This is a genomic window from Streptomyces sp. NPDC058678, from assembly GCF_042714835.1.
In the GTDB taxonomy this organism is placed as follows: domain Bacteria; phylum Actinomycetota; class Actinomycetes; order Streptomycetales; family Streptomycetaceae; genus Streptomyces.
On record NZ_JBHXSG010000004.1, the window covers coordinates 39,500 to 61,057 of the forward strand.

Consider the following 21,558-nt stretch of genomic DNA (forward strand, 5'->3'; position numbering starts at 1 on the left):
GATGAATCTGAACACGGGTGCATTCAGAGTTGACTTACTCGAAAGTAAGGAAGGGGTGGCCTTCTCGACAAGACCGCGTACACGACAAACTTGGTGTCCCAGGACGGGGCGAGGCAGTGGGGAGGCACGGTGGCGGGCAGACTCAGGGCGCCGAGCGGCCGTTACGGCGGCAAGTCGGCCGAGGAACGGCAGGCCGAGCGGCGCCGCCGCTTCCTGGACGCCGCGCTCCAGCTCTTCGGTGACACACCCGGATACCGGGGCACGACCGTCGCCGCGCTCAGCGAGACCGCCGGGCTGTCCACACGCCAGTTCTACGAGGAGTTCCGCACCCTCGAGGACGTCCTCGCCGCCCTCCACCTCCAGGTCAACGACTGGGCGGAGGAGGCCGTCCTCACGGCGGTCGCCGACGCGCAGCACCTGCCCATCGCCGAACGCACCGCCGCCATCTTCCGCGCCTACGCCGCGAACGTCACCGCCGACCCGCGCCGCGTCCGCATCACCTTCGTCGAGATCATCGGCGTCAGCCCGCGCCTGGAGGAACAGCGCCTGGCCCGCCGCGCCCGCTGGGTCGACCTCGTCCGCGCCGAGGCGGAGGCCTTCGCCGTGAGGGGGGAGGCGGCGCCCCGTGACTACCGGCTCGCCGCGACCGCGTTCATCGGCAGCGTCAACGGCCTGCTGCACGACTGGAACGCGGGGTGGGTCCAGGCCACGCTGGACGAGGTGGTCGACGAACTGGTCAGACAGTTGCTCGGGATTCTGCGGCCGCCGGGGTGGACGCCGAGGGACGGCTAGGGGGCCGGCGCGTACGCGGTGGACGCGTGGCGGCCGGCCCATCCGAGGCGAGGAGTCCGCTTCTTGTCAGGGCCTGCCTAGCCGGCCAGCCGGTTCACCGCGTCGAGCACCGGCGTGACCCCGTCCTCGCTGCGGATGCGCGCGCCCAGGGCCCGCGCCCGCTCCCCGTACCCGGGATCGCGGGTGGCCCGGACGAGTGCCGAGGCCAGCGCGTCGGTCGTCAGGTGGCGCAGGGGTACGGCGCGTGGGGCCACGCCCAGACCGACCAGTCGGGCCGCCCAGAATGCCTCGTCGAACTGGATCGGCACCGGAACGGCCGGAACTCCCGCCCGCAGCCCGGCCGCGGTGGTGCCCGCGCCGGCGTGATGGACGACGGCCGCCATCCGGGGGAAGAGCAGCGAATGCGGGACCTCGTCGATGGTCAGCATGTCGTCGCCGGAGGCCTCCAGCCCGGCCCAGCCCCGTTGGATCACGCCCCGCAGCCCGGCCGCCCGAAGCGCGCGGACGATCTCGGCGCCGAGGCGCCGGGGATCGGGCACGGTCGCGCTGCCCAGCCCGACGAAGACCGGCGGCGGTCCGGCGTCGACGAACTCCTCCAGCCGGTTCGGGAGCCGGTCCGCTCCGTCGTACGGCCACCAGTAGCCCGCCACGTCAAGTCCCGCCCGCCAGTCGCGCGGTCGGGCGACCACCAGCGGGCTGAAGCCGTGCAGCACCGGCCAGCCCTGCCGCTCCCGGGCCCGCAGTGCCGCCGTGGTGCGGGCCCGGGGCAACCCCAGCCGGGCACGCAGGGGCGGTACGGCCGCGGCGAAGACCTGCTCGACGGCCAGGCTCACGCCCAACCCGGCGACGCGGTTGCCGAGGGAGCCCCAGGAGCCGACGCCCAGCATCGGCGGCGCGAACTCCCGGGTGGGGGAGAGGGGTTGGAGGTGGACGCCGATGCTCGGCAGGGACAGCCCCTCGGCGATGGTGTGCCCCAGCGGGCCGAGGGAGGCGGCCAGGAGCAGTGCGTCGCTCGTGCGGGCCGCGGCCACCAGGTCGTCGGTCATCCGACCGGCCAGCGCCCGCGCCATCGCCACCACCCGCACCAGCTTGCCCACACCGGACGCGCTGCGGTGCAGCCCCCGCCCGCGCGAGGACTCCAACTCCGCCCGCGGGTCCACCGGCAGTGGATGGAACCGGAGCCCGGCCCGCGCCGCGAGCGGCTCGAACCGGGCGTGGGTGACCAGGGTGACCTCGTGTCCGGCACGGGCCAGACCGTGCCCCAGGCCGGTGTAGGGGGCCACGTCGCCCCGGGATCCCGCCGTCATGATCGCTACGCGCACGAGGGCCAGTATGGCGGCGGGCCGCGCCGCCCCGGCCCAACGGCCGTGCAGGGAGACGAGATCACGCCTGTCACATCCGTTGACTTGACACCCCGGTGGCCCTACGTTCGGCGCGCACAGTGTTCGGAACATCGATCTTCGTTCGAGATATCGACCAACCTCGGTGTTCCTCCCGCATGAAGGAGCCGCATGTACCCCCCGCCGCGATCATCCCGCCCGACCCTCAGAGGTCTCGCACAGCGCTGCAGAGCCACCGCCGTCCGCGCCCTCGTCCTCGCCCTGACCGCGACCGCCGCGCTGCTGTTCGCCCAGCCGACCCCGGCGCAGGCGGCGACGACCCGTCAGATACCGGTGACCACCGCCCCGATGGGCTGGGCCTCCTGGAACAGCTTCGTCGCGAAGATCGACTACAACGTGATCAAGCAGCAGGTGGACGCGTTCGTCGCGGCGGGCCTGCCCGCGGCCGGGTACAAGTACATCAACATCGACGAAGGCTGGTGGCAGGGCACCCGGGACGCCGCCGGCAACATCACGATCGACGAGACCGAGTGGCCGGGCGGCATGAAGGCCATCGCCGACTACATCCACAGCAAGGGCCTGAAGGCGGGCATCTACACCGACGCCGGCAAGGACGGCTGCGGCTACTACTTCCCGACGGGCCGGCCCGCCGCGCCCGGCTCGGGCAGTGAGGGCCACTACGACCAGGACATGCTCCAGTTCTCGAAGTGGGGCTTCGACTTCGTCAAGGTCGACTGGTGCGGGGGCGATGTCGAGGGCCTCGACGCGAAGACCACGTACCAGGCCATCAGCGACGCCATCACGAAGGCCACGGCGACCACGGGCCGGCCGCTGACCCTCTCGCTGTGCAACTGGGGCTACCAGAACCCCTGGAACTGGGCTCCGGGCCAGGGCGCGATGTGGCGGACCAACACCGACATCATCTACTACGGCAACAAGCCCTCCATGGCGAGCCTGCTGACCAACTACGACACCAACCTGCACCCCACGTCCCAGCACACCGGCTACTACAACGACCCGGACATGCTGATGGTCGGCATGGACGGCTTCACCGCCGCCCAGAACCGCACCCACATGAACCTGTGGGCGATCTCCGGCGCCCCCCTCCTGGCCGGCAACAACCTGGCCACCATGACCGCGGAGACCGCCGCGATCCTGAAGAACCCCGAGGTCATCGCGGTCGACCAGGACCCGCGCGGCCTCCAGGGCGTCGAGGTCGCCGAGGACACCACCGGGGCGCAGGTCTACGGCAAGGTCCTGTCCGGCGCCGGCAACCGCGCGGTCGTCCTGCTCAACCGGACCTCCGCCGCCAGGAACATCACCGTGCGCTGGTCGGACCTGGGCCTGACCAATGCCAATGCCACCGTCCGTGACCTGTGGGCACGCGCCGACGTCGGTACGTACGGCACGAGTTACACGACGAGCGTCCCGGCGGGTGGCTCGGTGATGCTCACGGTCACCGGCGGCACCGAGGCGGCGAGCAGCACGTACACCGGGACGTCGAGCTTCACCGGCGTGGTCGCCGGGAGCACGGGCCTGAAGACGGTCGACGTCTCCTACACCAACAACACCTCCGCCGCCCGCACGGCCACCCTCCAGGTCAACGGTCAGACGCCCACCAAGGTCTCCTTCCCGCCGACCGGATCGAGCCCGGGCACGATCTCCGTCGCGGCCTCCCTGTCCAAGGGCTCCGCCAACACGCTCGCCTTCTCGGGAGCGTCCGGCATCGACTCGATCACCGTCAGGCCCCTGCCCGGCGCGAACGGCACCCTGGCCGTCGGCAAGCAGTCGGGCCGCTGCCTCGACATCTACGACAACACCATCACCAACGGCACCCAGGCCGAGCTGTGGGACTGCAACGGCGGCCAGAACCAGTCCTGGACCTCCACCTCCCGCAAGGAACTCGTGGTGTACGGCAACAAGTGCCTGGACGCCTACGACCGCGGCACCACCAACGGCACCAAGGTCGTCATCTGGGACTGCAACGGCCAGAGCAACCAGCAGTGGAACGTGAACAGCGACGGCACCCTCACCAACGTCAACGCCGGTCTCTGCCTGGACGCGAACAACAACGGCACGGCCAACGGCTCGCTGCTCGTGCTGTGGTCGTGCAACGGCGGCGACAACCAGAAGTGGACGCTGACGTAGCACCCCCCTGGTGAGCCGGTTTTGACCTCAAGGCCGCACTCGAGGACTGGATCAAGGTCTGGAACGACCAGGCCAGGCCCTTCAAATGGACCAAGACCGCCGACCAGATCCTCGACCGGATCTGCCGCTACTGCTCACACATCTCCGGACCGGCTCACTAGGAGAGACCCACCAGCACAGCCACCGCGGCGCCGCCCAGCAGTCAGCAGGCGGCGCCGCACGCCGCGTTACGCCTCCCCGTGCCCGGCCCGCAACTCCCCGGCCCGCGCGACCGTGCGCCGCCAGGAGGCGCGGGCCAGTGCGAGGTACTCCGCCTCGAACCGGTGCTCAACCTCCCCCCGCTGGGCGTCGGTCAGCCAGTGCGGCGGTACGTCCCTCCGTGGGGGCGGCGGCGAGGAGGAGGTGTTCCTCGATGTCCCTTCGCGCCCGGCCCGGAGCCCACACTCGACGGGATCGACGAGCGTCAAAAAGACGGGTGTGACGATCACGAAGGTGCCGGACACAAACGGAACATGAGCAACGACGAGAACTTCGCCGCTGCCTATCGCGAGCACTACTGGGCGGTCAGCCGCTACGTCGCGCGACGGTTGGACGGGCGGACCAGCGAGGTGGAGGAAGTGGTGGCGGAGGTGTTCACGGTCGCCTGGCGCCGCCGGGCCGACCTGCCGGTGTCCCCGCTGCCCTGGCTGTACGGCGTGGCACGCAACTGCCTGGCCAACGCGGTACGGGGCCACGGGCGCCGCCGCCGGCTCGTCGACCGGCTCGGCAACGACGACACCGCGCACGGGCGGCACATCGCGGCAGGCCCCGACGCCGAGACACCGGGCGGCTGGGTGCACGACGCGCTCGCCCGGCTCTCCCCGGCCGACCGGGAGGTACTGCGCCTGACGGCCTGGGAGGAACTCGGCATCGACGAGGTCGCGGTCGCCCTCGGCTGCGGCCGACGCGCAGCCTCGATGCGGCTGCACCGCGCCCGCCGCCGACTGAGAGCCGAGATCGACCGCACGTGCCCCGCGACCACAACGGACCCGCACGAGCCGAGCCGGGCGACTCCGCCGAGCCGGGCGACTCCGCCGAGCCGGGCGATCCCGTCGGACGCGGCTGCCTCGTCGACTGCGGCGGCTTCGGCAAACGCGGTGGCCTCGTCGGATGCGGGTGCCCAGTCAAGCCGGGCGGCCCCGTCGGACGCGGTGGCCTCGTGGGATGCGGCGGTCAAGTCGGACGCGGTGGCCCCGTCGGACGCGGTGGCCTCGTGGGATACGGCGGTCAAGTCGGACGCGGTGGCCTCGTCGACTGTGGCGGCCCCGGCAAACGCGGCCGTCTCGTCGGATGCGGCGGTCTCGTCGACTGTGGCGGCCCCGGCAAACGCGGTGGCCTCGTCGGACGCGGTGGCCCCGTCGCATGCAACGCCCCTGTCGAACCGGGCCACCTCGTCGAATGCGGAGCCCTATTCGAACCGGCCCGCCCCGTCGCACCCGTTGCACTCGTCGAAGGAACACGGCCATGGCTGACGAACTGGAACTCCTGCGCCGCGCCAACCCGGTCCCGGTCGGCGCAGCCCACTTCGGCGACGGCCCTCTGGACCATCACGCCGAGCGGCATCTCAACCGGCTGCTGCACGAGCAGACCCCGGGCTCCCGGAGCCGCGCCCGGCTGGCCTGGGGCCTCGTCGCCACCGCGGTCGTCGCCGCCCTCGCGCTGGCCCTCGTGCTCGGCGGTCCGGACACGCCTCCCGCGGTCGCCGCCCCCCGCCCGCTGGTCGTGCAGTCCGGTTCCAGCCCCGTACCCCTCGGGGTGCTGGCCGAGCGGGCCGCGCAGGACGCGGACGAGGGTTCGTCCGGGCTGCGCAAGGGCACGCACGTCCTCTCGTGGAGCATGGGCATGTCGGAGGACAAGCCCCCGGTCACCCTCGCCGAGGAGCGGATCGTGCGCTGGAAGGCCGACGACAGCCACACGGAACTGGTCGTGGCGACCGACCCGCGGCATCCCGGTCGGCCGGTCATGTCCGACGAGGACGGCGAGCCCCGCCTGGTCGAGGACGGCCACGTCGTCAGCAGGCAGACCTTCGGGCCGAGCTGGAGCGACGCGCCGCCACAGTCGCCGCCGCCGCACGACCCGACGCGGCTGCGCGCCTATCTCCAGGAGGCGCAGTACATCGACTCCCCGCTGACCACGCCCGAACTGCTCGACGCCGTGGGTGTACTGCTCGACCACTGGACCCTCGGCGCCCGCGAGGACGCGGCGATCGCCCGACTCCTGGCGGACACCGAAGGGCTGCGGCCGGTCGGTCGGGTCACCGACCGTCTTGGCCGGAGCGGCCAGGCGTACGTGTACGACGGTGACGGCGCCCGCCGGATGCTGATCATGGACCCGGCCACCGGCGCCGTCCTCGGGATGGAGGCCACCTTCACGGTCGACGAGCCCGAGTACGGGGTCAGGGCGGGCGACGTCATGGAGTACAGCGCGTGGATGCGCTGATCACCGCCCGAGTTGCCGGGTGGCCGCGTCCACGGTCTGTTCCAGCAGCGTGGCGATCGTCATCGGTCCGACGCCACCCGGCACCGGCGTGATCAGCGAGGCTCGTTCCATGGCGGAGTCGAAGTCGACATCGCCGACGTTCCCGGCGTTGTACCCGGCGTCGATCACCACGGCGCCGGGCTTGATGTCCTGGCCCCGGATCAGCCGCGGCCGGCCGACGGCGGCGACCACGATGTCCGCCTCGCGAACGGCCGCGGACAGGTCCCGGGTGCGGGAGTGGCAGTAGGTGACGGTCGCGTCGCGGGCGAGCAGCAGCATGCCGACCGGTTTGCCGAGGATGGCGCTCCGGCCCACGACCACGGCCCGCTTGCCGGCCGGGTCGACGTCGTACTCGTCGAGCAGGCGCATGATCCCGCCGGGGGTGCAGGACACGAAGCCCGGCAGGCCGAAGCTCATGGTGGCGAAGGAGGCGAAGGTGACGCCGTCGACGTCCTTCTCGGGCGCGATCGCCTCGAACGCGGCCCGTTCGTCGACGTGGGCACCCATCGGGTGCTGGAGCAGGATGCCGTGCACGGCGGGGTCGTCCGACAGGGACCGCAGTGCGGCGACCAGTTCGTCGGTGGTCGTGGCTGCGGGCAGCGCCACGTGCCGCGACTTGATGCCGGCCTTGCGGCAGCGGTTCTGCTTCATGCGGACGTAGGTGACGGAAGCGGGGTCCTCCCCGACCAGCACGGTTGCCAGGCAGGGCGCCCGCCCTGTGCGTCCGGTGAGGTCGGCCGCCCGCTTGGCGGTGTCCTCCAGGGTGCGCCGGGCAATCGCGGTGCCGTCCATGAGCCGGGCCTGAGACATGATCCACTCCTGAGCCGAGTCGACGGGATCGCCCAGGCGCACGGCAGCTGCTCGCGGGCCGCTCCCCGGTGGTGCTCCACCTCAGCGCCAGTCACGGCCCGCCACCAGCGTAACCTCCTGCTCCTGACTACTCGTCCCAGGCCTGGATCATGGTCTGGTCGACGATCTTCCCGTCCCGCAACGACACCATCGACTCGGCGAACACGCGTACCCCGTCGGAGTACTCGCAGCTCTCGGTGAAGGCGACGCGGTCGTTCTGGACGACGCACTGCTCCAGCTTGTGCGCCTTGATGTCGCGGCTGTACACGTCCTCGAGCATCTCGCTGATCTCGTCCCGGCCGTGCAGGACCTTGGGGTTGCTGGGTTGGGTGTTGCGGTCCACGACGCGTATCTCCGCGTCGTCCGCGTAGAGCGACAGAAGACTCGCCGCAGTGTGTCCTTCGATGGCCCGGCGCAGGGATTCGGCGTCGAACCCGGAACGTGCCGCACTGCCCATGGTGACCTCCTTCGAAGGCCGCGGCCCGGCGAGGAGCGGGCCGCGAGGGGCCTCTCCCTTCGAGACTCCTCCGCCCCGGCGGGCTCGGCAAGCGCAGTCCGCGCGCGCCTGACGGGTGAGCGACACCGGCCCCCGCCCGTGTTGGTCAGGGCCCCCACGGCGTCGCTGGGTGCATGATCTCGACACGACGTGTCGTCGCCGCCGTGGGCCTCGCCGTCGGGGTCACCGGCCTCGCCGCTCCTCTCACCAACGCGGTCGACGCGGCTGCCCCGAGTGCCGGTCGGCCGAACCCCATCACCACTTTCGCCTCGATCGCCACGGGCGGCTTGCCCGCTGAGCACAAGGCGGAGATGCCGCGTCTCGCAGCGGTCGGGCCGGCTCGACCGCCTCAACGACCTGATCGAACTGCACCACCGGAGCGGCCCTTTCCGTTGCCCGCTGTCACGAGTCGGGGTACTAGTCCTCGGCGTCGAGGAAGTGGAAGCCGGGCCGCGGGTGCATCAGGAAGTCGTGATGCGAGATGTTCCACGCGTAGGCACCCGCCAGCGCGAACGCCACCCGGTCCCCGGCCCTCAGCGCGGGGGCGCGCACGTTCCGGGCCAGTACGTCCTTCGGTGTGCACAGCTGTCCGGCCACGGTGATCCGCTCGCCCTCCGCCGTCGGCCGGGGCCACGGGTGCGGCCACGCGTCCACCGTCAGTACGGAACAGGGCTGGTCGTGCCCCTTCGTCGCCGGGGTCCGCAGATGGTGCGTGCCGCCGCGGACGACGGCGAACTCCTCGCCGTGGCTGTGCTTCACGTCCAGCACCTCGGTGACGTACCAGCCGCAGTACGCCGTCAACGCCCGCCCCGGCTCTATCCGCAGCGTGAGGCCCGGGTGCGTCTCGGTCAGCCGGGCGAGGCCCTTGCCGTAGGCGGCCCAGTCGAAGCGGCGCTCCGGGTGGGCGTAGTCGACGGTCATGCCGCCGCCGATGTTCACCTCGGCGAGCGGCACGCCGAGACCCGTCGCCCACGAGACGACGGTCTCGGCCACTGCTAGCTGCTCGCCAGCTTCCAGGCCGCTCGCCAAGTGGGCGTGCACCCCCCGCAGTTCGAGGTGGCGGTAGGTGCCGTCGGCGAGCGCACGGACGGATTCGACAGCCCGCGCGGGGTCCATGCCGAAGGGCGTGGGTCGTCCTCCCATGGCCAGTGAACCACCCGCCAACGAGCCGTCTGGAACGGGCAGGTTGACGCGCGGCAGCACCGCCACCCGCCGCCCCGGCGCGTACCGTCGGGCCAACTCGGCCAGCATGCGCAGCTCGTACTCGCTCTCCACGTGGAAGCGCTCGACGCCCCGTTCCAGCGCGGTCGTCACCTCGTCCGGCGTCTTGCCGGGGCCTCCGAAGGCGAGCGGGCGGCCCGGGACCGCCCCGGTGACGTGGGCGAGTTCACCGCCCGAGGAGACCTCGTAGCCGTCGACGTACGGACCGAGTGCGGCGAGGATCTCCGGCTCGGGGTTGGCCTTGGCCGCGTAGTACAGCTCGACCTGCTCGGGGAGGGCGTCCCGCACGGCGGCGGCATGGGCGCGCAGTGCCGTCAAGTCGTACAAGTAGGCGGGGAGTTCGGTGGAAGCAAGGGAGAGGGCGCGATCGTGGACCGCGGCCGTCGTGCGGGTCATCGGATGCTCCCGGTCGTGTCGCGCAGGATGTCCTCGACGAGAGGCGACGGCAGCCGGACGTATCCGGCCTCGCGGTCGGCCTTGCGCTCCCAGCGGGTGAGCAGGTTGGCCTTGGCGGGCAGCGGCACCCCGGCGAGCAGCGCGGCCAGGCGCGGCGGACAGCCGGTGCGGTCGGCGTACGCCCGCAGGGTGTCCCGAACCCGGCCCCACAGCTCGGCCTCGGCCCGCGGGTGGAGGTCGGCGAGGGCGGCGAGCAGCTCGGCGACATGGTTGACCAGCAGGCAGTACACGACCCGGTCCCAGCCGCGCTGTGCGTCGTACGTCATCGGGCCCGCGACCTCGGGCGGCAGGGCGGCCAGGGCTTCCGCGTGGTGTTCGGGGACGAGCTTGGTGCCCTCCAGGTCGCGGAAGAGGACCTGGGCGGGCATGCCGTCGCCGTCGACGCAGATCAGGACGTTCTGCAGGTGTGGTTCCAGGACCAGGCCGTGGTCGAAGTAGGCGGCCAGGACGGGCGGCAGGAGGAGGCCGAGGTAGGCCGACCACCATTCCAGGGTCCGCTGTTCGTCCGCCCCGTCGAGGAGGCGGGAGATGTGGGCGGGGCCGGTCGGGTACTCGTCGGCGACGGCGCCCGCGAGCAGCGGAGTGGTGCCCGGAGCGAGCCGGCGCGGCAGCCCCTCGCGGACGATGACGCCGAAGCCTTCGAACAGTGCGCGGTCCGGTGTTCCGTCGGGGCCGGGCAGGGCGAGAGTGCGGTAGGCGGGCTCGCGGAGCACGGCGCTGCCGGGGAAGCGCCGGGCGAGGTCGGCGAGTGCCGGGGCCAGGGCGCGGGTGAGGGCGACGGCGCCGGACAGCTCGTAACTGCTGTTCTTGCGCAGGCAGTTGGTGATCCGCACGTTCAGGCTGAACTTCAGGAAGGTCCGGCCGTCGTAGAGGGTGCGCACGGACGCGGTGGCGGCGAAGGGCTGTCCGCCCGGGCCGAGGTCGAGGACGTCGCCGTCGGCGAGGGCCGCGCGCAGGGCCGGATGCTCCCTGAGCGTCTCGTACTGCCAGGGGTGGGCGGGCAGCAGCCGGTAACCGTCCGGGACGTCCGCGCGCTGCCGGTCCAGCGGGGCGACGGCCGTGGGGTCGGTGTACTCCTCGGCGATCAGGTGGGTGCGGACGGCGAGGTGCCGCAGCGGGAACGCGGCCCTCACCTCCGGGGCGTACGCGGACCAGGCGCGCGGGTCGCCGGTGCGGGCCTTGGGTGTGGGGTGGAAGCGGTGCCCGAACAGCAGCGACTGCTCGGAGACGAGGTACGCCGAGAGCAGGTCGTCGGGAGCCGGGTCGGCTCGTACGGTGCTCAGCGCGGTCAGGACCGCCTGGTGGCTGGAGGCGATCTGCTCCAGGAACTCCTCGTTGCGAACGCCGGTGCGCAGCCACAGTTCGTCGTGCGTGTACTCGGCCAGGCGTCGCCAGTCCATCTCCGCCCAGCCGCCCTCGCTCTGCTCGCTCACCGGGCCGGTGAACCGGTGCGCGCCGAGCAGCGAGCTGCGGCGCAGGGCGACGCGCAGCAGGACCCCGCGGCGCGGCAGCCGCAGCAGCAGGCGCCCGTCGGTGACGACGGACTGGCGCTCGGGTCCGGACACCTCGCGCAGCAGACAGTTCAGGAGCGTGTGGGCCACCACCTCGTCGGCGGTCGGCAGTTCGGCGGGGGCAGCGGTGCGGGTGGGTGAGTGGGTCAGGGAGGGCATCAACGGCTCCAGCGGGTGCGGAACTTCAGCGGGGGGCGGGTGACAGCGAGGACGGCGAAGGCGGCGGCACCGCCGGTGCGTACGGATGCGGCCGGACCGAAGCGGGCACTGCCCGCCGCCGCGGCCGTGCCGGCGGCGACCGCGCCGGCCTCGGAGAGGGACTCCAGCGCGCCGGACAGCCCGCCGGGTGCCCGGCCGCGGGCGCGGTCGGCGGCCAGTACCCGGAGGCAGACCTGCCCGAGGGCGAGTCCGGCGCCGAGCGGCAGCCGTACGGCGATCAGCGCGGGCAGGGAACGGGTGACACCGGGTCCGGCGAGTCCGACGGCTGTGCAGACGAAGCCGAACGCGAGGCCGGCGCGGGGGCGGTTCCGGAACGCGGAGTGCACCTCGAGCGCCGCGAGTCCGGGCGCCGCGACGGACGGGACGAAGCGGCAGCCCGCCACCGCGTGGACCCGGCCTCCGCCGAACGGGGAGCCCGGCATCCGCAGGGCCTCGGCGCTCATGCCGAACCGCCCGCACCGCGCAGGTAGTTGGGGCCGGTGGTGTAGTGCTTGTTGATGTCGACGGCGCCCGAACGCTCCTTGGTCAGCAGCGTCCCGGCGGTCACCATGGCCTTCACCGGCAACGTCGGCGCGTCCAGGACCCGGGCGCGCAGCACGGCCCCGGCCTCCCCGCCGAGCCGGCCGACCGCCTCCGCCAACCGGTCCCGCACCAGCCCCAGCAGCGCGGGCAGCGGGGCGCGACCCTGCCGGGCCAGCCCGAACGCGTAGGCGCCCGCGCACAGATGGACCGTGATGGTGGCGAACAGGTCGGCGACCGGCCCGTCGTCCCGGACGAAGGTCCGCACGTCGTCGAAGGCCCACGGCCCGGGGAGCGCGGCGCGCAACCGCTCGGTGTTGACCCGGGGGCCGTCGTTGTCCTTGAACAGCAGCCGCACACTGCCCGGTCGCAGCACCAGCGAGATGTTCTGCTGGTGCGACTCCAGCGCGATGCCGTACCCGAACAGGGTGGTCTGCCAGTCGAACAGCAGGGTCAGACAGGCGTCGAGGAGGGCGAGCGGGTCCCCGTCGTGGAATCGGTCGGCGAGGTGGTCGACGACCGGCCGTCCGTCGGGGGCCTCGGCGAGGAGCGCCGCCATCGGTACGACCGCCGAGTCGTCGAGCCCGGCCGGGTGCCGGCGGCACAGGACGGCGAGCAGCTCGTGACCGGCGTGCGCGTACGTCGTCTCGTCGGCGTGCAGGATGGTGTCCCGGAAACGGGGTTCACGGGCGATCACCGCCTCCAGGAGCCGTTGCCCCACCGCTCCGTCCACGAGCGTCCCGGGCTTGATGGAACGCTTGTTGCGCAGGCCCAGCGTGGCCGTGACCAAGGGGAGTTTCAGGTGCACCGACGGGTCCGCGGCCGTCGCCACCGTGCGCATCGACAGCGTCGGCACGACGTCGAGGTGGGCCCGGTCGGCGAGCACGGCGCTGTCCGAGAGGCCCGCATCCCGCAGCGCCGCGTCGAGCGGGGCGCCGACGGTCAACGGGTGCACGGGCAGCGCCACATGCGTGTGCTCCACCTCGGGCAGACCGAGCGCCTTCGGCGTCGGCCAGAACCGCGGGAGGGTGCCGGTCAGGGCGACCGCGTCCCGCGGCACGGCGAGCCAGCGCAGCGCGAACCGCGGATGGAACTCCGGGGCGTACCGGCGTAGTTGGTCCTCGCCCAGCCCCGCGCGTCCGCGCGCGGTGGGATACACGGGATGGTCGAGCCGGGCGGCGAGCGTGTCGTACGCCAGGCCGGCGGTCGGGCCGGTCCAGCGCGCCGGGTCGTCGCCGTACCGGCCGGTCAGCCGCCCGGCCACCTGTGACCGGGTCGCCGCGTGCAGCCGCAGTGTGGCCAGCGTCTGCCGGCACTCCTCGGTGAACGCGTCGAAACCGCCCCGGTCCTCCGGCTCGGCGAGCGCACGCAGCGCGCCCAGCACGCTCTCGTACGAGGTCAGCCCGCTGCCGTCCGACTCGCGTACGAGGAGGGGCAGCCGCGCGGCGTACACGCACTGGTAGCCGTCCTCGGCGACGGGCAGCAGCAGGGCGTCACCCTCCGGTGCCGCCAGCCGCAGCCAGTCGCCGTCCGGCCGGGGCACGAGCGTGCTGCGGGTGCGCAGTCCCACCACGTCCTCGCGCAGCAGGGCGCTCAGTACACGGGTCAGCAGCTCCGCCTCGCGGGTGTCCGTGGTGCTCGGCGCGGTCACGGCTGGATCTCCCAGCGCCGGGCGGCCAGGAACTCGGCCGAGACGCGGTCCACCGTGGGCTGGTCGGCGCCGGCGGCCCGCAGGACACCGAGGTAGTCGCGGTTGGTGCGGTACAGCTCGTGCCGCTCGCCCACCGCACGCAGCGGACGGTACGTCAGGTGAACGCCGTCGACGGTCACTTCGGTGGCCGCGGGGGCGCCGACGAGGGTTCCGGCGCGGTCGGCGCACGGGTACTCCAGACGCGCGGCCCCGTCGCGGCGGGCGCCCAGGCCGGCCGGCAGCGGCTCGCCGAGGTGAATGCGCAGGATGTGTTCGAAGAGCGGTATCCCGAGCAGCCGGGCCAGCAGCAGGTCGCACTGGTCGCCGATGGCACGGTAGTTGACCTCGATGATCCGCGCCCGGCTCGCGTGCACCACGAACTCGGTGTGACAGGCGCCGAACCCGACGCCCAGCGCGTCCAGTTGCTCCAGGACCTGCGCGACCACCGGTTCGGGGTGTGCCGGGACGAAGGTGAGACTCTCCTCGATGAAGTACGGCGGCGGCGACAGCTCGGTGCGGAAGCCGCCCAGGACATGGCGGGCGGTGCCGTCGCCGAGGGTCTCCAGGGTGTACAGCTCGCCGGGGAGGTACTCCTCGACGACCAGCACGGCACCCGGACGCCGCCCCCAGATCTCCTCGGAGCACGACACCAGTTCCTCGGCGCTCTCGACGAGGACGACGTCCTCGCTGGCCACGCCCTCGCGCGGCTTGAGCACGCAGGGATAGGGCGCGTCGAGCGCGGCGGGCGCGGTGAGTTCGGCCGACCACACGCTGTCCACGCCGGCCGCGGCGAGCCGGCGACGCATCTCGGCCTTGTCCTTGGTGCGCAGCGTGGCCCGCCAGTCCTTGCCGGGCAGGCCGAGGTAGGCGGCGGCCAGGGCGGCCTGGGTCTGGAGGTGGTCGCTGTTGGTGAAGACGGCGTCGGGCCGGTGGTGCGTGGAGATCCGCGTGATCACGGCCCGGAAGTCACGGACGTCGCACTCCAGGATCTCCACGTCCGGATACGCGGCCCGGTGCGCGTCGGGCTGGTCGGTGAGGACGGTGAGGTCCAGGCCCAGCCGGGCGGCGGCGGGCAGGAAGCCCTCGGTGACGGAGTCGGTCGGATTGAGGGCAAGCAGGTACAGGCGCATGACTGGGCAGGAACTTCCGCTAGCGGGCGGGGGGTCGAAGTGCGGGCCGCGCTCGTGGTGGCGGCCCGCTGCGGGCGCGTCAGGCGGTGGCGGAGTGCCGTATCGCGCTGCCGTTCGTGACGACCAGCGGGGTGGCGGTGAGCTCCGGCGCGAGGAGGGCGACGAGCGCCTCGGCCGCCGTGGCCAGGGGCGCGGGGTGGGCGCCGAGGGCGAGACTCGGCGCGGCACAGAGCGGCAGGGCTCCGAGTCCGGCGAGGAAGAGAGGTCCGTGCCTGGTCGCGGTCACGGGGCGTGAGCTTAGGTGAGGCTTGCTTTGGTGACCAAATGGCTGTGGCCCCGCTGTGACGTGCGGCTTTTTCGGGCGTGCATGGGAACCCCCTTGATCACCTCTCCAAGATCTTACAGATAAGGTAAGCCTTGCCTACCTAGCTTCTGCCGATCTGCCTGCTCTGGAGCGCCGATGTCCGTGGCCCTGAAGACCTCGCCGGACGGTGCCGTCGCCCATGCTCTGGCCGACGTGTACCGGCGCCTGAGCGGAGTCTGCGAAGCGCTCGACGTGCGGATCGCGGAGCCGGGCGGCACGGGGGCTCAAGAGGGCGTGACAGCACGGGAGCTGACATCGGATCAGCAGGTGCTCGACGCCTTCGTCGACGCCGAGGCCGCCCGCATCGAGGAGCGCTACGGGACCACCCCCCGCCGCCACGTCGCCGCCTCCCGCGCCCTGCACGACTACGCCTGGACCGTCGGACTGCTGATGAGCGGCGTCTGGTACCTGGAACGGCGGGTGCCCCGGATCCGGCCCGAGGATCTCCGGCTGGACCTCGCCTCCGCCACGTACGTGATCACCCCGGGCACCGATCTCGCCTGTCTCCCCGGCGACTCCGTGGCCGCACTGCCCGGGGTGCTGACACTGCCTCAGGAGGAGCAGCTGCGGGCCGCGTTGCGGATGGCGGTCGCCGATCACATGCGTCCGCTGCTGGCCGCGATCGGCCCGACCGCACGACGGGGTGCGCGCACCCTGTGGGGCATGGTCTCCGACGACCTCGTCTCCGGCATCTGGTACCTCGGCCGGATGCTCGGACAGGAGGGCGCCGCCCTGCGGGCCGCCACCGAGGTCCTGCCGGCCCCCGTGCCGCCGTACCCCTCCGGCGCCGACTTCCGGCACCTGGTGGGCGACGACGGCCGACGGCACGTCACCCGCACCCGCGCCGGCTGCTGCATGTTCTACGCGATCCGGCCCGCCGAGGCCTGCGTGACCTGCCCCCGCACCGGCGACGCGGAACGGCTGCGCCGACTGGAGAACTGAGCGGTCGGGCGGCTCACCCGGCCGTGGCGAGGAACTGCGTGGCGGCCAGCTCCGCGTACAGCGGGTCCGCGGCGACCAACTCCCGATGCGTGCCCACCGCCCGCACCCGCCCCGCGTCCATCACGACGATCCGGTCGGCCATCGTCACCGTCGACAGCCGGTGGGCGACCACGAGCACCGTGGTCGTGCGGGCGACATCGGCGACCGTGTCGCGCAGCGCCGCCTCGTTCACCGCGTCCAGCTGCGACGTCGCCTCGTCCAGAAGGAGCAGCCGCGGGCGACGCAGCAGGGCACGGGCGATGGCGACCCGCTGCCGCTCACCGCCCGACAGCCTGGTCCCGCGATGTCCGACCAGTGTGTCGAGGCCGGCGGGCAGGCGGGAGACCAGGCCGTCGAGCCGGGTCGTCTTCACCACCCGGGTGACGGCCTCCTCGTCCGCGTCCGGGTTGCCCAGCAGCAGATTGTCCCGCAGCGAACCCGACAGGACGGGGGCGTCCTGCTCCACGTACCCGATGGCGGAACGGAGCCCGGGCAGATCCCAGTCCGCGAGGTCCCGGCCGTCGAGCGTCACCGTCCCGGACTCCGGGTCGTAGAACCGCTCGATGAGCGAGAAGACGGTGGTCTTGCCCGCCCCCGACGGCCCGACGAACGCCGTCATGCCCTGGGCGGGCACGGCGAACGTCACCCCGTGATGGACGTAGGGCAGATCCTCCGCGTACCGGAAACGCACGTCCTCGAAGGCGACGGACGCGGGCTGCGCGCCCGCGGACGGCAGCGGCGCGGGGGCCGCCGCGGGCTCGGCGGGCAGCCGCATCGCCTCCTGGATGCGGGTGAGGGCCGCGGCACCCGTCTGGTACTGCGTGATCGCGCCGACGACCTGCTGGATCGGCGACATGAGGTAGAACACGAACAGCAGGAACGCCACCAGCGTGCCCACGTCGATCGCGCCGGTCGCGACCCGCGCCCCGCCGGCCGCGAGCACCGTGATGAACGCGATCTGCATGGCCAGTCCCGCCGTGTTGCCCGCCGCCGCCGACCATTTGGCGGCCCGCACGCTCTGCCGCCACGACTCCTCGGCCGCCGCGTGCAGCGTCCGCTCCTCACGGTGCTCGGCGCCGGACGCCTTCACCGTGCGCAGCGCGCCGAGTATCCGCTCCAGCGAGGCCCCCATCACGCCGACCGCGTCCTGCGCCTGCCGGCTCGCCTTGTTGATGTGCGGCACGATCACCCCGAGGACCGTGCCCGCGCCCGCGATCACGGCCATCGTCACGCCGAGCAGCACGGGATCCACCAGGCCCATCATGACCACCGTCGCGACCAGCGTGAGCCCGCCGGTGCCGAGGCCCACCAGCGAGTCCGTGGTGACCTCCCGCAGCAGCGTGGTGTCCGAGGTGATCCTGGCCATCAGGTCGCCCGGTTCACTGCGGTCCACGGCCGCGATCCGCAACCGCAGCAGATACGACGACAGACTGCGCCGCGCGCCGAGCACCACCGACTCGGCCGTGCGCCGCAGCACGAACGAACCCAGCGCCCCCAGCGCCGCGTTGGTGATCACCAGCGCCGACATGAGGACCAACCAGCCGGTGATGGCCCGGTCGTGCGACAGGTCGTCGATCAGCTCCCGCGCCACCAACGGCAGCATCAGCCCTGTCGCCCCCGTGACGAGCGAGAGCACGGCGCCTGACAGCAGCGCCCACCGGTGCGGCCGTACGTATCCGAGGATCAGCCGCCACGCGGGCGGTCCGGTCTCGGTCTCTGCGATGCTCACGACGCTCCCTCGGGCCTGCCTGCGGGCGGAGCGTTCAGGCTACGTCGGCCCTGACCCGAGGCGCCTCCCCGTTGGCGGCGCCTCGTGATGTCGTCCCGTTACTGATCAGTCAGACGTAGGGTCGGGGTCAGGGACAGACACGAGCCGAGGGAAGGGGCCGGCACCATGGCGCAGGAAGTACGCGGCGTGATCGCACCGGGCAAGGACGAGCCGGTGCGACTGGAGACGATCGTCGTACCGGACCCCGGCCCCGGTGAGGCCGTGGTGCAGGTGCAGGCCTGCGGGGTCTGCCACACCGACCTGCACTACAAGCAGGGCGGCATCAGCGACGACTTCCCCTTCCTGCTCGGGCACGAGGCGGCGGGTGTCGTCGAGTCGGTGGGCGCGGGGGTCACGGACGTCGCCCCCGGCGACTTCGTGATCCTCAACTGGCGTGCGGTGTGCGGGCGTTGCCGGGCCTGTCTGCGCGGGCGGCCGTGGTACTGCTTCGACACCCACAACGCCGAGCAGAAGATGACCCTCGCCTCCACCGGCCAGGAGCTGTCCCCGGCCCTGGGTATCGGGGCGTTCGCCGAGAAGACGCTGGTGGCGGCCGGTCAGTGCACCAAGGTGGACCCGTCGGTGTCGGCCCAGGTGGCGGGCCTGCTGGGCTGCGGAGTGATGGCCGGCATCGGTGCCGCGATCAACACCGGACAGGTCGGCCGCGGGGACACCGTCGCCGTCATCGGATGCGGCGGCGTCGGTGACGCGGCGATCGCCGGAGCGAACCTGGCGGGCGCGGCGAAGATCATCGCGGTCGACATCGACGACCGCAAACTGGAGACCGCCCGCTCCATGGGCGCCACCCACACCGTCAACTCCCGCCAGACCGATCCGGTGGAGGCGATCCGTGAGCTGACCGGCGGTTTCGGCGCGGACGTCGTGATCGAGGCGGTCGGCCGCCCGGAGACCTACAAGCAGGCCTTCTACGCCCGCGACCTGGCCGGCACGGTGGTCCTGGTCGGCGTGCCCACCCCCGAGATGAAGCTCGAACTGCCGCTTCTCGACGTCTTCGGCCGCGGCGGCTCCCTGAAGTCCTCCTGGTACGGCGACTGCCTGCCCAGCCGCGACTTCCCCATGCTGATCGACCTGCATCTGCAAGGCCGCCTGGATCTGGGGGCGTTCGTGTCCGAGACGATCGAACTCACCGACGTGGAGAAGGCCTTCGAGCGCATGCACCACGGCGACGTCCTGCGCTCGGTGGTGGTGCTCTGATGGCCCTTCGCATCGAACGCCTCGTGACCTCGGGCCAGTTCGCGCTCGACGGCGGCACCTGGGACGTCGACAACAACGTGTGGATCGTCGGCGACGACCACGAGGTGATCGTCATCGACGCCGCCCACGACGCCGACGCCATCGCCGAGGCCGTGGGTGACCGCCGGCTGACCGCCATCGTGTGCACCCACGCCCACAACGACCACATCGACGCCGCGCCCGCCCTCGCCGAGCGCACCGGAGCCACCATCTGGCTCCACCACGACGACCTGCCGCTGTGGAAGCAGACCCACCCGGACCGCGACCCCGATGCCTGGCTGCAGGACGGCCAGGTCATCGAGGCCGCCGGTGTCGACCTGCGCGTCCTGCACACACCCGGGCACGCGCCCGGCGCGGTCTGTCTGTACGACCCGGGTCTCGCCACCGTCTTCACCGGCGACACCCTCTTCCAGGGCGGCCCCGGCGCCACCGGACGCTCCTACTCCCACTTCCCGACGATCATCGACTCGATCCGCGACCGCCTGCTGGCGCTCCCGCCCGAGACGAAGGTCCTCACCGGTCACGGCGACCCGACGACCATCGGAGCGGAGGCCCCGCACCTTCAGGAGTGGATCGCCCGTGGCCACTGACGAAGCCGCCGTGTCCGCCGACGAAGTCGTGCGCCTGAACGGCTGGGCGTCCTGCGCTGCGCCCCCGACGGACCGGCCCTCGACGGCGAACGCGCGGCGCTCGGCCTGATCGGCGATGTGGAGAAGAAAATGCGTGCGGCCGGGTGACCTCGCCCTGAAAGACGACAGAAGATGTCCGGATTACCCGCCACCCTGATAGCGAGACCGATCGCACCCACAGGGAAACGGGAGGCCGGACATGCCGGAACAGTTGACGGGCAAGGTCGCACTGGTAGCCGGGGCGACCCGGGGAGCCGGGCGGGGCATCGCCGTGGAACTCGGGGCGGCCGGCGCCACGGTGTACGTCACCGGCCGCAGCACCCGGGCCCGCCGCTCGGAGTACGACCGCCCCGAGACCATCGAGGACACCGCCGACCTCGTCACCGAAGCAGGCGGCCACGGCATCGCCGTACCCACCGACCACCTGGACCCCGCGCAGGTCCGCACGCTCGTCGACCGCATCACCGACGAGCAGGGCCGCCTCGACGTCCTTGTCAACGACGTCTGGGGCGGCGAGAACCTTTTCGCCTTCGACACCCCCCTCTGGGAGCACGACCTAGACAAGGGCCTCAGGCTGCTCCGGCTCGCCGTCGAGACGCATGCCATCACCAGCCACCACGCCCTGCCGCTGCTCCTGCGCCACCCCGGCGGGCTGGTGGTGGAGATGACCGACGGCACCGCCGAGTACAACCGCGACACCTACCGCAACAGCTTCTTCTACGACCTCGCCAAGGCGTCCGTCCTGCGGATGGCCTTCGCGCTCGGGCACGAACTCGGACCGCGCGGCGCCACCGCCGTCGCCCTCACGCCCGGCTGGCTGCGGTCGGAGATGATGCTCGACACCTTCGGTGTGCGCGAGGACAACTGGCGCGACGCCACCGCCCACGTCCCCCACTTCGCCATCTCCGAGACGCCCCGCTATGTGGGCCGCGCCGTGGCCGCCCTCGCCGCCGATCCCGACCTGGCGCGGTGGAACGGCCAGTCCCTCTCCAGCGGCGGCCTCGCCCAGGTGTACGGCTTCACCGACCTCGACGGCAGCCGCCCGGACGCCTGGCGCTACCTCGTCGAGGTCCAGGACGCGGACAAGCCGGCGGACACGACCGGCTACCGCTGAGGCGTTGTGTCCCGCACCGGTGCGGGCAGTGGCCAGCGTGCCGAGTGCCCCGGGGGCAGCGCCAGATCGTCGCGTACGGCCGCGTAGTAGCCCTCGCGTCCCTGGCGTTGCCGCTCCAGCAGCGCCTGCCAGGCCTGCGGATCACGGGTCCCCTCGCGCAGGAACCGCTCCATCTCCATCACGGTGACCACCCACGTCCGGGCTCGCTCCACCACCTCCGGACTGCCCAGCAGGATCAGCGCCTCCCCGGACGGATCCCGGGCGAGCGTGGCCTCGGCCATCAAAGGTGCCGCCTCCTGCGGGGGCAACGGGTGGGGGTGCGGGTCGTTGCCGAGCTGCGCGGCGACCCGGTACGTCAGGGTGACGGACTTCTTCAACGTCCGTGCGTACTCGCTGTACACGGAGAGCTTGCGCTCCTCCCAGCGGGCCGCCTGCTCACGGTGGAACCGGGCCCGGTCGCTGCGCACGACCGCGAAGTACGAGCCGAGCGCGCCGATCACGACACCGAACAGGGCGGGGAGTTGCTGCAGGAACGCGGACATGGCGGCACGGTACCTGCC

General features: G+C 72.4%; 19 protein-coding genes, 1 pseudogene and 1 riboswitch. Of the genes and pseudogenes, 8 read left to right on the forward strand and 12 right to left on the reverse strand.

The genetic code is table 11. The annotated features are described in order from the left end of the window. The first annotated feature begins 129 nt into the window (after window positions 1-129). Window positions 130-792, forward strand: coding sequence for a TetR/AcrR family transcriptional regulator (locus ACFWWR_RS05895; protein WP_384302156.1), 663 nt, complete (start codon window positions 130-132; stop codon window positions 790-792). A 77-nt stretch (window positions 793-869) separates the two neighbouring features. Here ACFWWR_RS05895 and ACFWWR_RS05900 read toward each other — a convergent pair whose 3' ends face one another. Further along, on the reverse strand, window positions 870-2,099 hold the full coding sequence (locus tag ACFWWR_RS05900) for a glycosyltransferase (protein ID WP_384302312.1): 1,230 nt from the start codon (window positions 2,097-2,099) through the stop codon (window positions 870-872). A gap of 204 nt (window positions 2,100-2,303) precedes the next feature. Here ACFWWR_RS05900 and ACFWWR_RS05905 point away from each other — a divergent pair, with 204 nt between their 5' ends. Beyond that, on the forward strand, window positions 2,304-4,280 hold the full coding sequence (locus tag ACFWWR_RS05905) for a ricin-type beta-trefoil lectin domain protein (RefSeq protein WP_383868170.1): 1,977 nt from the start codon (window positions 2,304-2,306) through the stop codon (window positions 4,278-4,280). A gap of 227 nt (window positions 4,281-4,507) precedes the next feature. Here ACFWWR_RS05905 and ACFWWR_RS05910 read toward each other — a convergent pair whose 3' ends face one another. After that, window positions 4,508-4,783, reverse strand: coding sequence for a hypothetical protein (locus tag ACFWWR_RS05910; protein WP_384302158.1), 276 nt, complete (start codon window positions 4,781-4,783; stop codon window positions 4,508-4,510). 9 nt (window positions 4,784-4,792) lie between these two features. On the opposite strand from ACFWWR_RS05910, the pseudogene ACFWWR_RS05915 reads away from it, so the two are divergent. Beyond that, window positions 4,793-5,299, forward strand: a pseudogene (locus tag ACFWWR_RS05915) (RNA polymerase sigma factor); the annotation flags it as partial. Between the two features lie 484 nt (window positions 5,300-5,783). Continuing rightward, window positions 5,784-6,758 (forward strand): CU044_5270 family protein, encoded by a 975-nt coding sequence (locus ACFWWR_RS05920; RefSeq protein ID WP_384302160.1) that lies wholly within the window; start codon window positions 5,784-5,786, stop codon window positions 6,756-6,758. Here ACFWWR_RS05920 and ACFWWR_RS05925 read toward each other — a convergent pair whose 3' ends face one another. From ACFWWR_RS05925 to ACFWWR_RS05960, 8 genes are all read right to left on the reverse strand, one after another. After that, window positions 6,759-7,607 (reverse strand): bifunctional 5,10-methylenetetrahydrofolate dehydrogenase/5,10-methenyltetrahydrofolate cyclohydrolase, encoded by an 849-nt coding sequence (locus tag ACFWWR_RS05925; RefSeq protein ID WP_383868165.1) that lies wholly within the window; start codon window positions 7,605-7,607, stop codon window positions 6,759-6,761. It abuts the gene before it with no gap. Between the two features lie 23 nt (window positions 7,608-7,630). After that, window positions 7,631-7,712: riboswitch (ZMP/ZTP riboswitch) on the reverse strand. Window positions 7,713-7,734: 22 nt separating this feature from the next. Then, window positions 7,735-8,103, reverse strand: coding sequence for a nuclear transport factor 2 family protein (locus tag ACFWWR_RS05930; protein ID WP_383868163.1), 369 nt, complete (start codon window positions 8,101-8,103; stop codon window positions 7,735-7,737). A 456-nt stretch (window positions 8,104-8,559) separates the two neighbouring features. Beyond that, a complete protein-coding gene (locus ACFWWR_RS05935; RefSeq protein ID WP_384302162.1) occupies window positions 8,560-9,759 on the reverse strand; it encodes a type III PLP-dependent enzyme in 1,200 nt (399 codons plus the stop codon). Continuing rightward, entirely contained in the window at window positions 9,756-11,489 is a 1,734-nt protein-coding gene (locus ACFWWR_RS05940; RefSeq protein WP_384302164.1) for an IucA/IucC family protein, read from the reverse strand. The genes ACFWWR_RS05935 and ACFWWR_RS05940 overlap by 4 nt, the downstream gene beginning before the upstream one ends. Continuing rightward, window positions 11,489-11,992: a hypothetical protein gene (locus ACFWWR_RS05945; protein ID WP_383868157.1), complete on the reverse strand. Its 504-nt coding sequence runs from the start codon at window positions 11,990-11,992 to the stop codon at window positions 11,489-11,491. The genes ACFWWR_RS05940 and ACFWWR_RS05945 overlap by 1 nt, the downstream gene beginning before the upstream one ends. Continuing rightward, window positions 11,989-13,719, reverse strand: a complete 1,731-nt coding sequence (locus ACFWWR_RS05950; RefSeq protein WP_384302166.1) for an IucA/IucC family protein — start codon at window positions 13,717-13,719, stop codon at window positions 11,989-11,991. The genes ACFWWR_RS05945 and ACFWWR_RS05950 overlap by 4 nt, the downstream gene beginning before the upstream one ends. Further along, on the reverse strand, window positions 13,716-14,888 hold the full coding sequence (locus ACFWWR_RS05955) for an acetyl-CoA carboxylase biotin carboxylase subunit family protein (RefSeq protein ID WP_384302168.1): 1,173 nt from the start codon (window positions 14,886-14,888) through the stop codon (window positions 13,716-13,718). Before ACFWWR_RS05955 ends, ACFWWR_RS05950 begins: the two co-directional genes overlap by 4 nt. A gap of 79 nt (window positions 14,889-14,967) precedes the next feature. Continuing rightward, window positions 14,968-15,174, reverse strand: coding sequence for a hypothetical protein (locus tag ACFWWR_RS05960; protein ID WP_383868151.1), 207 nt, complete (start codon window positions 15,172-15,174; stop codon window positions 14,968-14,970). Window positions 15,175-15,348: 174 nt separating this feature from the next. Between ACFWWR_RS05960 and ACFWWR_RS05965 the strand changes: the two genes are divergently transcribed. Next, window positions 15,349-16,194, forward strand: coding sequence for a (2Fe-2S)-binding protein (locus tag ACFWWR_RS05965; protein ID WP_384302170.1), 846 nt, complete (start codon window positions 15,349-15,351; stop codon window positions 16,192-16,194). A 13-nt stretch (window positions 16,195-16,207) separates the two neighbouring features. Here ACFWWR_RS05965 and ACFWWR_RS05970 read toward each other — a convergent pair whose 3' ends face one another. Further along, window positions 16,208-17,962 (reverse strand): ABC transporter ATP-binding protein, encoded by a 1,755-nt coding sequence (locus ACFWWR_RS05970; RefSeq protein WP_383868147.1) that lies wholly within the window; start codon window positions 17,960-17,962, stop codon window positions 16,208-16,210. A 165-nt stretch (window positions 17,963-18,127) separates the two neighbouring features. Here ACFWWR_RS05970 and ACFWWR_RS05975 point away from each other — a divergent pair, with 165 nt between their 5' ends. The 3 genes from ACFWWR_RS05975 to ACFWWR_RS05985 all read left to right on the forward strand — a co-directional run bounded on the left by ACFWWR_RS05975 (window position 18,128) and on the right by ACFWWR_RS05985 (window position 20,998). Next, window positions 18,128-19,216, forward strand: coding sequence for an S-(hydroxymethyl)mycothiol dehydrogenase (locus tag ACFWWR_RS05975; RefSeq protein ID WP_383868145.1), 1,089 nt, complete (start codon window positions 18,128-18,130; stop codon window positions 19,214-19,216). Further along, the gene (locus ACFWWR_RS05980) at window positions 19,216-19,845 is read left to right on the forward strand and encodes an MBL fold metallo-hydrolase (protein WP_383868143.1); all 630 of its coding nucleotides are present in this window, start codon (window positions 19,216-19,218) and stop codon (window positions 19,843-19,845) included. Before ACFWWR_RS05975 ends, ACFWWR_RS05980 begins: the two co-directional genes overlap by 1 nt. Before the next feature lie 238 nt (window positions 19,846-20,083). Next, on the forward strand, window positions 20,084-20,998 hold the full coding sequence (locus tag ACFWWR_RS05985) for an SDR family oxidoreductase (protein WP_383868141.1): 915 nt from the start codon (window positions 20,084-20,086) through the stop codon (window positions 20,996-20,998). Here ACFWWR_RS05985 and ACFWWR_RS05990 read toward each other — a convergent pair. After that, entirely contained in the window at window positions 20,989-21,540 is a 552-nt protein-coding gene (locus tag ACFWWR_RS05990) for a hypothetical protein (protein WP_384302172.1), read from the reverse strand. The two genes, ACFWWR_RS05985 and ACFWWR_RS05990, sit on opposite strands and share 10 nt — an antisense overlap. Window positions 21,541-21,558 lie beyond the last annotated feature (18 nt).

Coding starts and splice junctions, on each gene's coding strand:
- ACFWWR_RS05900 (WP_384302312.1), bottom strand. CDS start 2,099: ATGACGGCGGGATCCCGGGGCGACGTGGCCCCCTACACCGGCCTGGGG.
- ACFWWR_RS05905 (WP_383868170.1), top strand. CDS start 2,304: ATGTACCCCCCGCCGCGATCATCCCGCCCGACCCTCAGAGGTCTCGCA.
- ACFWWR_RS05920 (WP_384302160.1), top strand. CDS start 5,784: ATGGCTGACGAACTGGAACTCCTGCGCCGCGCCAACCCGGTCCCGGTC.
- ACFWWR_RS05925 (WP_383868165.1), bottom strand. CDS start 7,607: ATGTCTCAGGCCCGGCTCATGGACGGCACCGCGATTGCCCGGCGCACC.
- ACFWWR_RS05930 (WP_383868163.1), bottom strand. CDS start 8,103: ATGGGCAGTGCGGCACGTTCCGGGTTCGACGCCGAATCCCTGCGCCGG.
- ACFWWR_RS05935 (WP_384302162.1), bottom strand. CDS start 9,759: ATGACCCGCACGACGGCCGCGGTCCACGATCGCGCCCTCTCCCTTGCT.
- ACFWWR_RS05940 (WP_384302164.1), bottom strand. CDS start 11,489: ATGCCCTCCCTGACCCACTCACCCACCCGCACCGCTGCCCCCGCCGAA.
- ACFWWR_RS05945 (WP_383868157.1), bottom strand. CDS start 11,992: ATGAGCGCCGAGGCCCTGCGGATGCCGGGCTCCCCGTTCGGCGGAGGC.
- ACFWWR_RS05955 (WP_384302168.1), bottom strand. CDS start 14,888: ATGCGCCTGTACCTGCTTGCCCTCAATCCGACCGACTCCGTCACCGAG.
- ACFWWR_RS05965 (WP_384302170.1), top strand. CDS start 15,349: ATGTCCGTGGCCCTGAAGACCTCGCCGGACGGTGCCGTCGCCCATGCT.
- ACFWWR_RS05975 (WP_383868145.1), top strand. CDS start 18,128: ATGGCGCAGGAAGTACGCGGCGTGATCGCACCGGGCAAGGACGAGCCG.
- ACFWWR_RS05980 (WP_383868143.1), top strand. CDS start 19,216: ATGGCCCTTCGCATCGAACGCCTCGTGACCTCGGGCCAGTTCGCGCTC.
- ACFWWR_RS05985 (WP_383868141.1), top strand. CDS start 20,084: ATGCCGGAACAGTTGACGGGCAAGGTCGCACTGGTAGCCGGGGCGACC.
- ACFWWR_RS05990 (WP_384302172.1), bottom strand. CDS start 21,540: ATGTCCGCGTTCCTGCAGCAACTCCCCGCCCTGTTCGGTGTCGTGATC.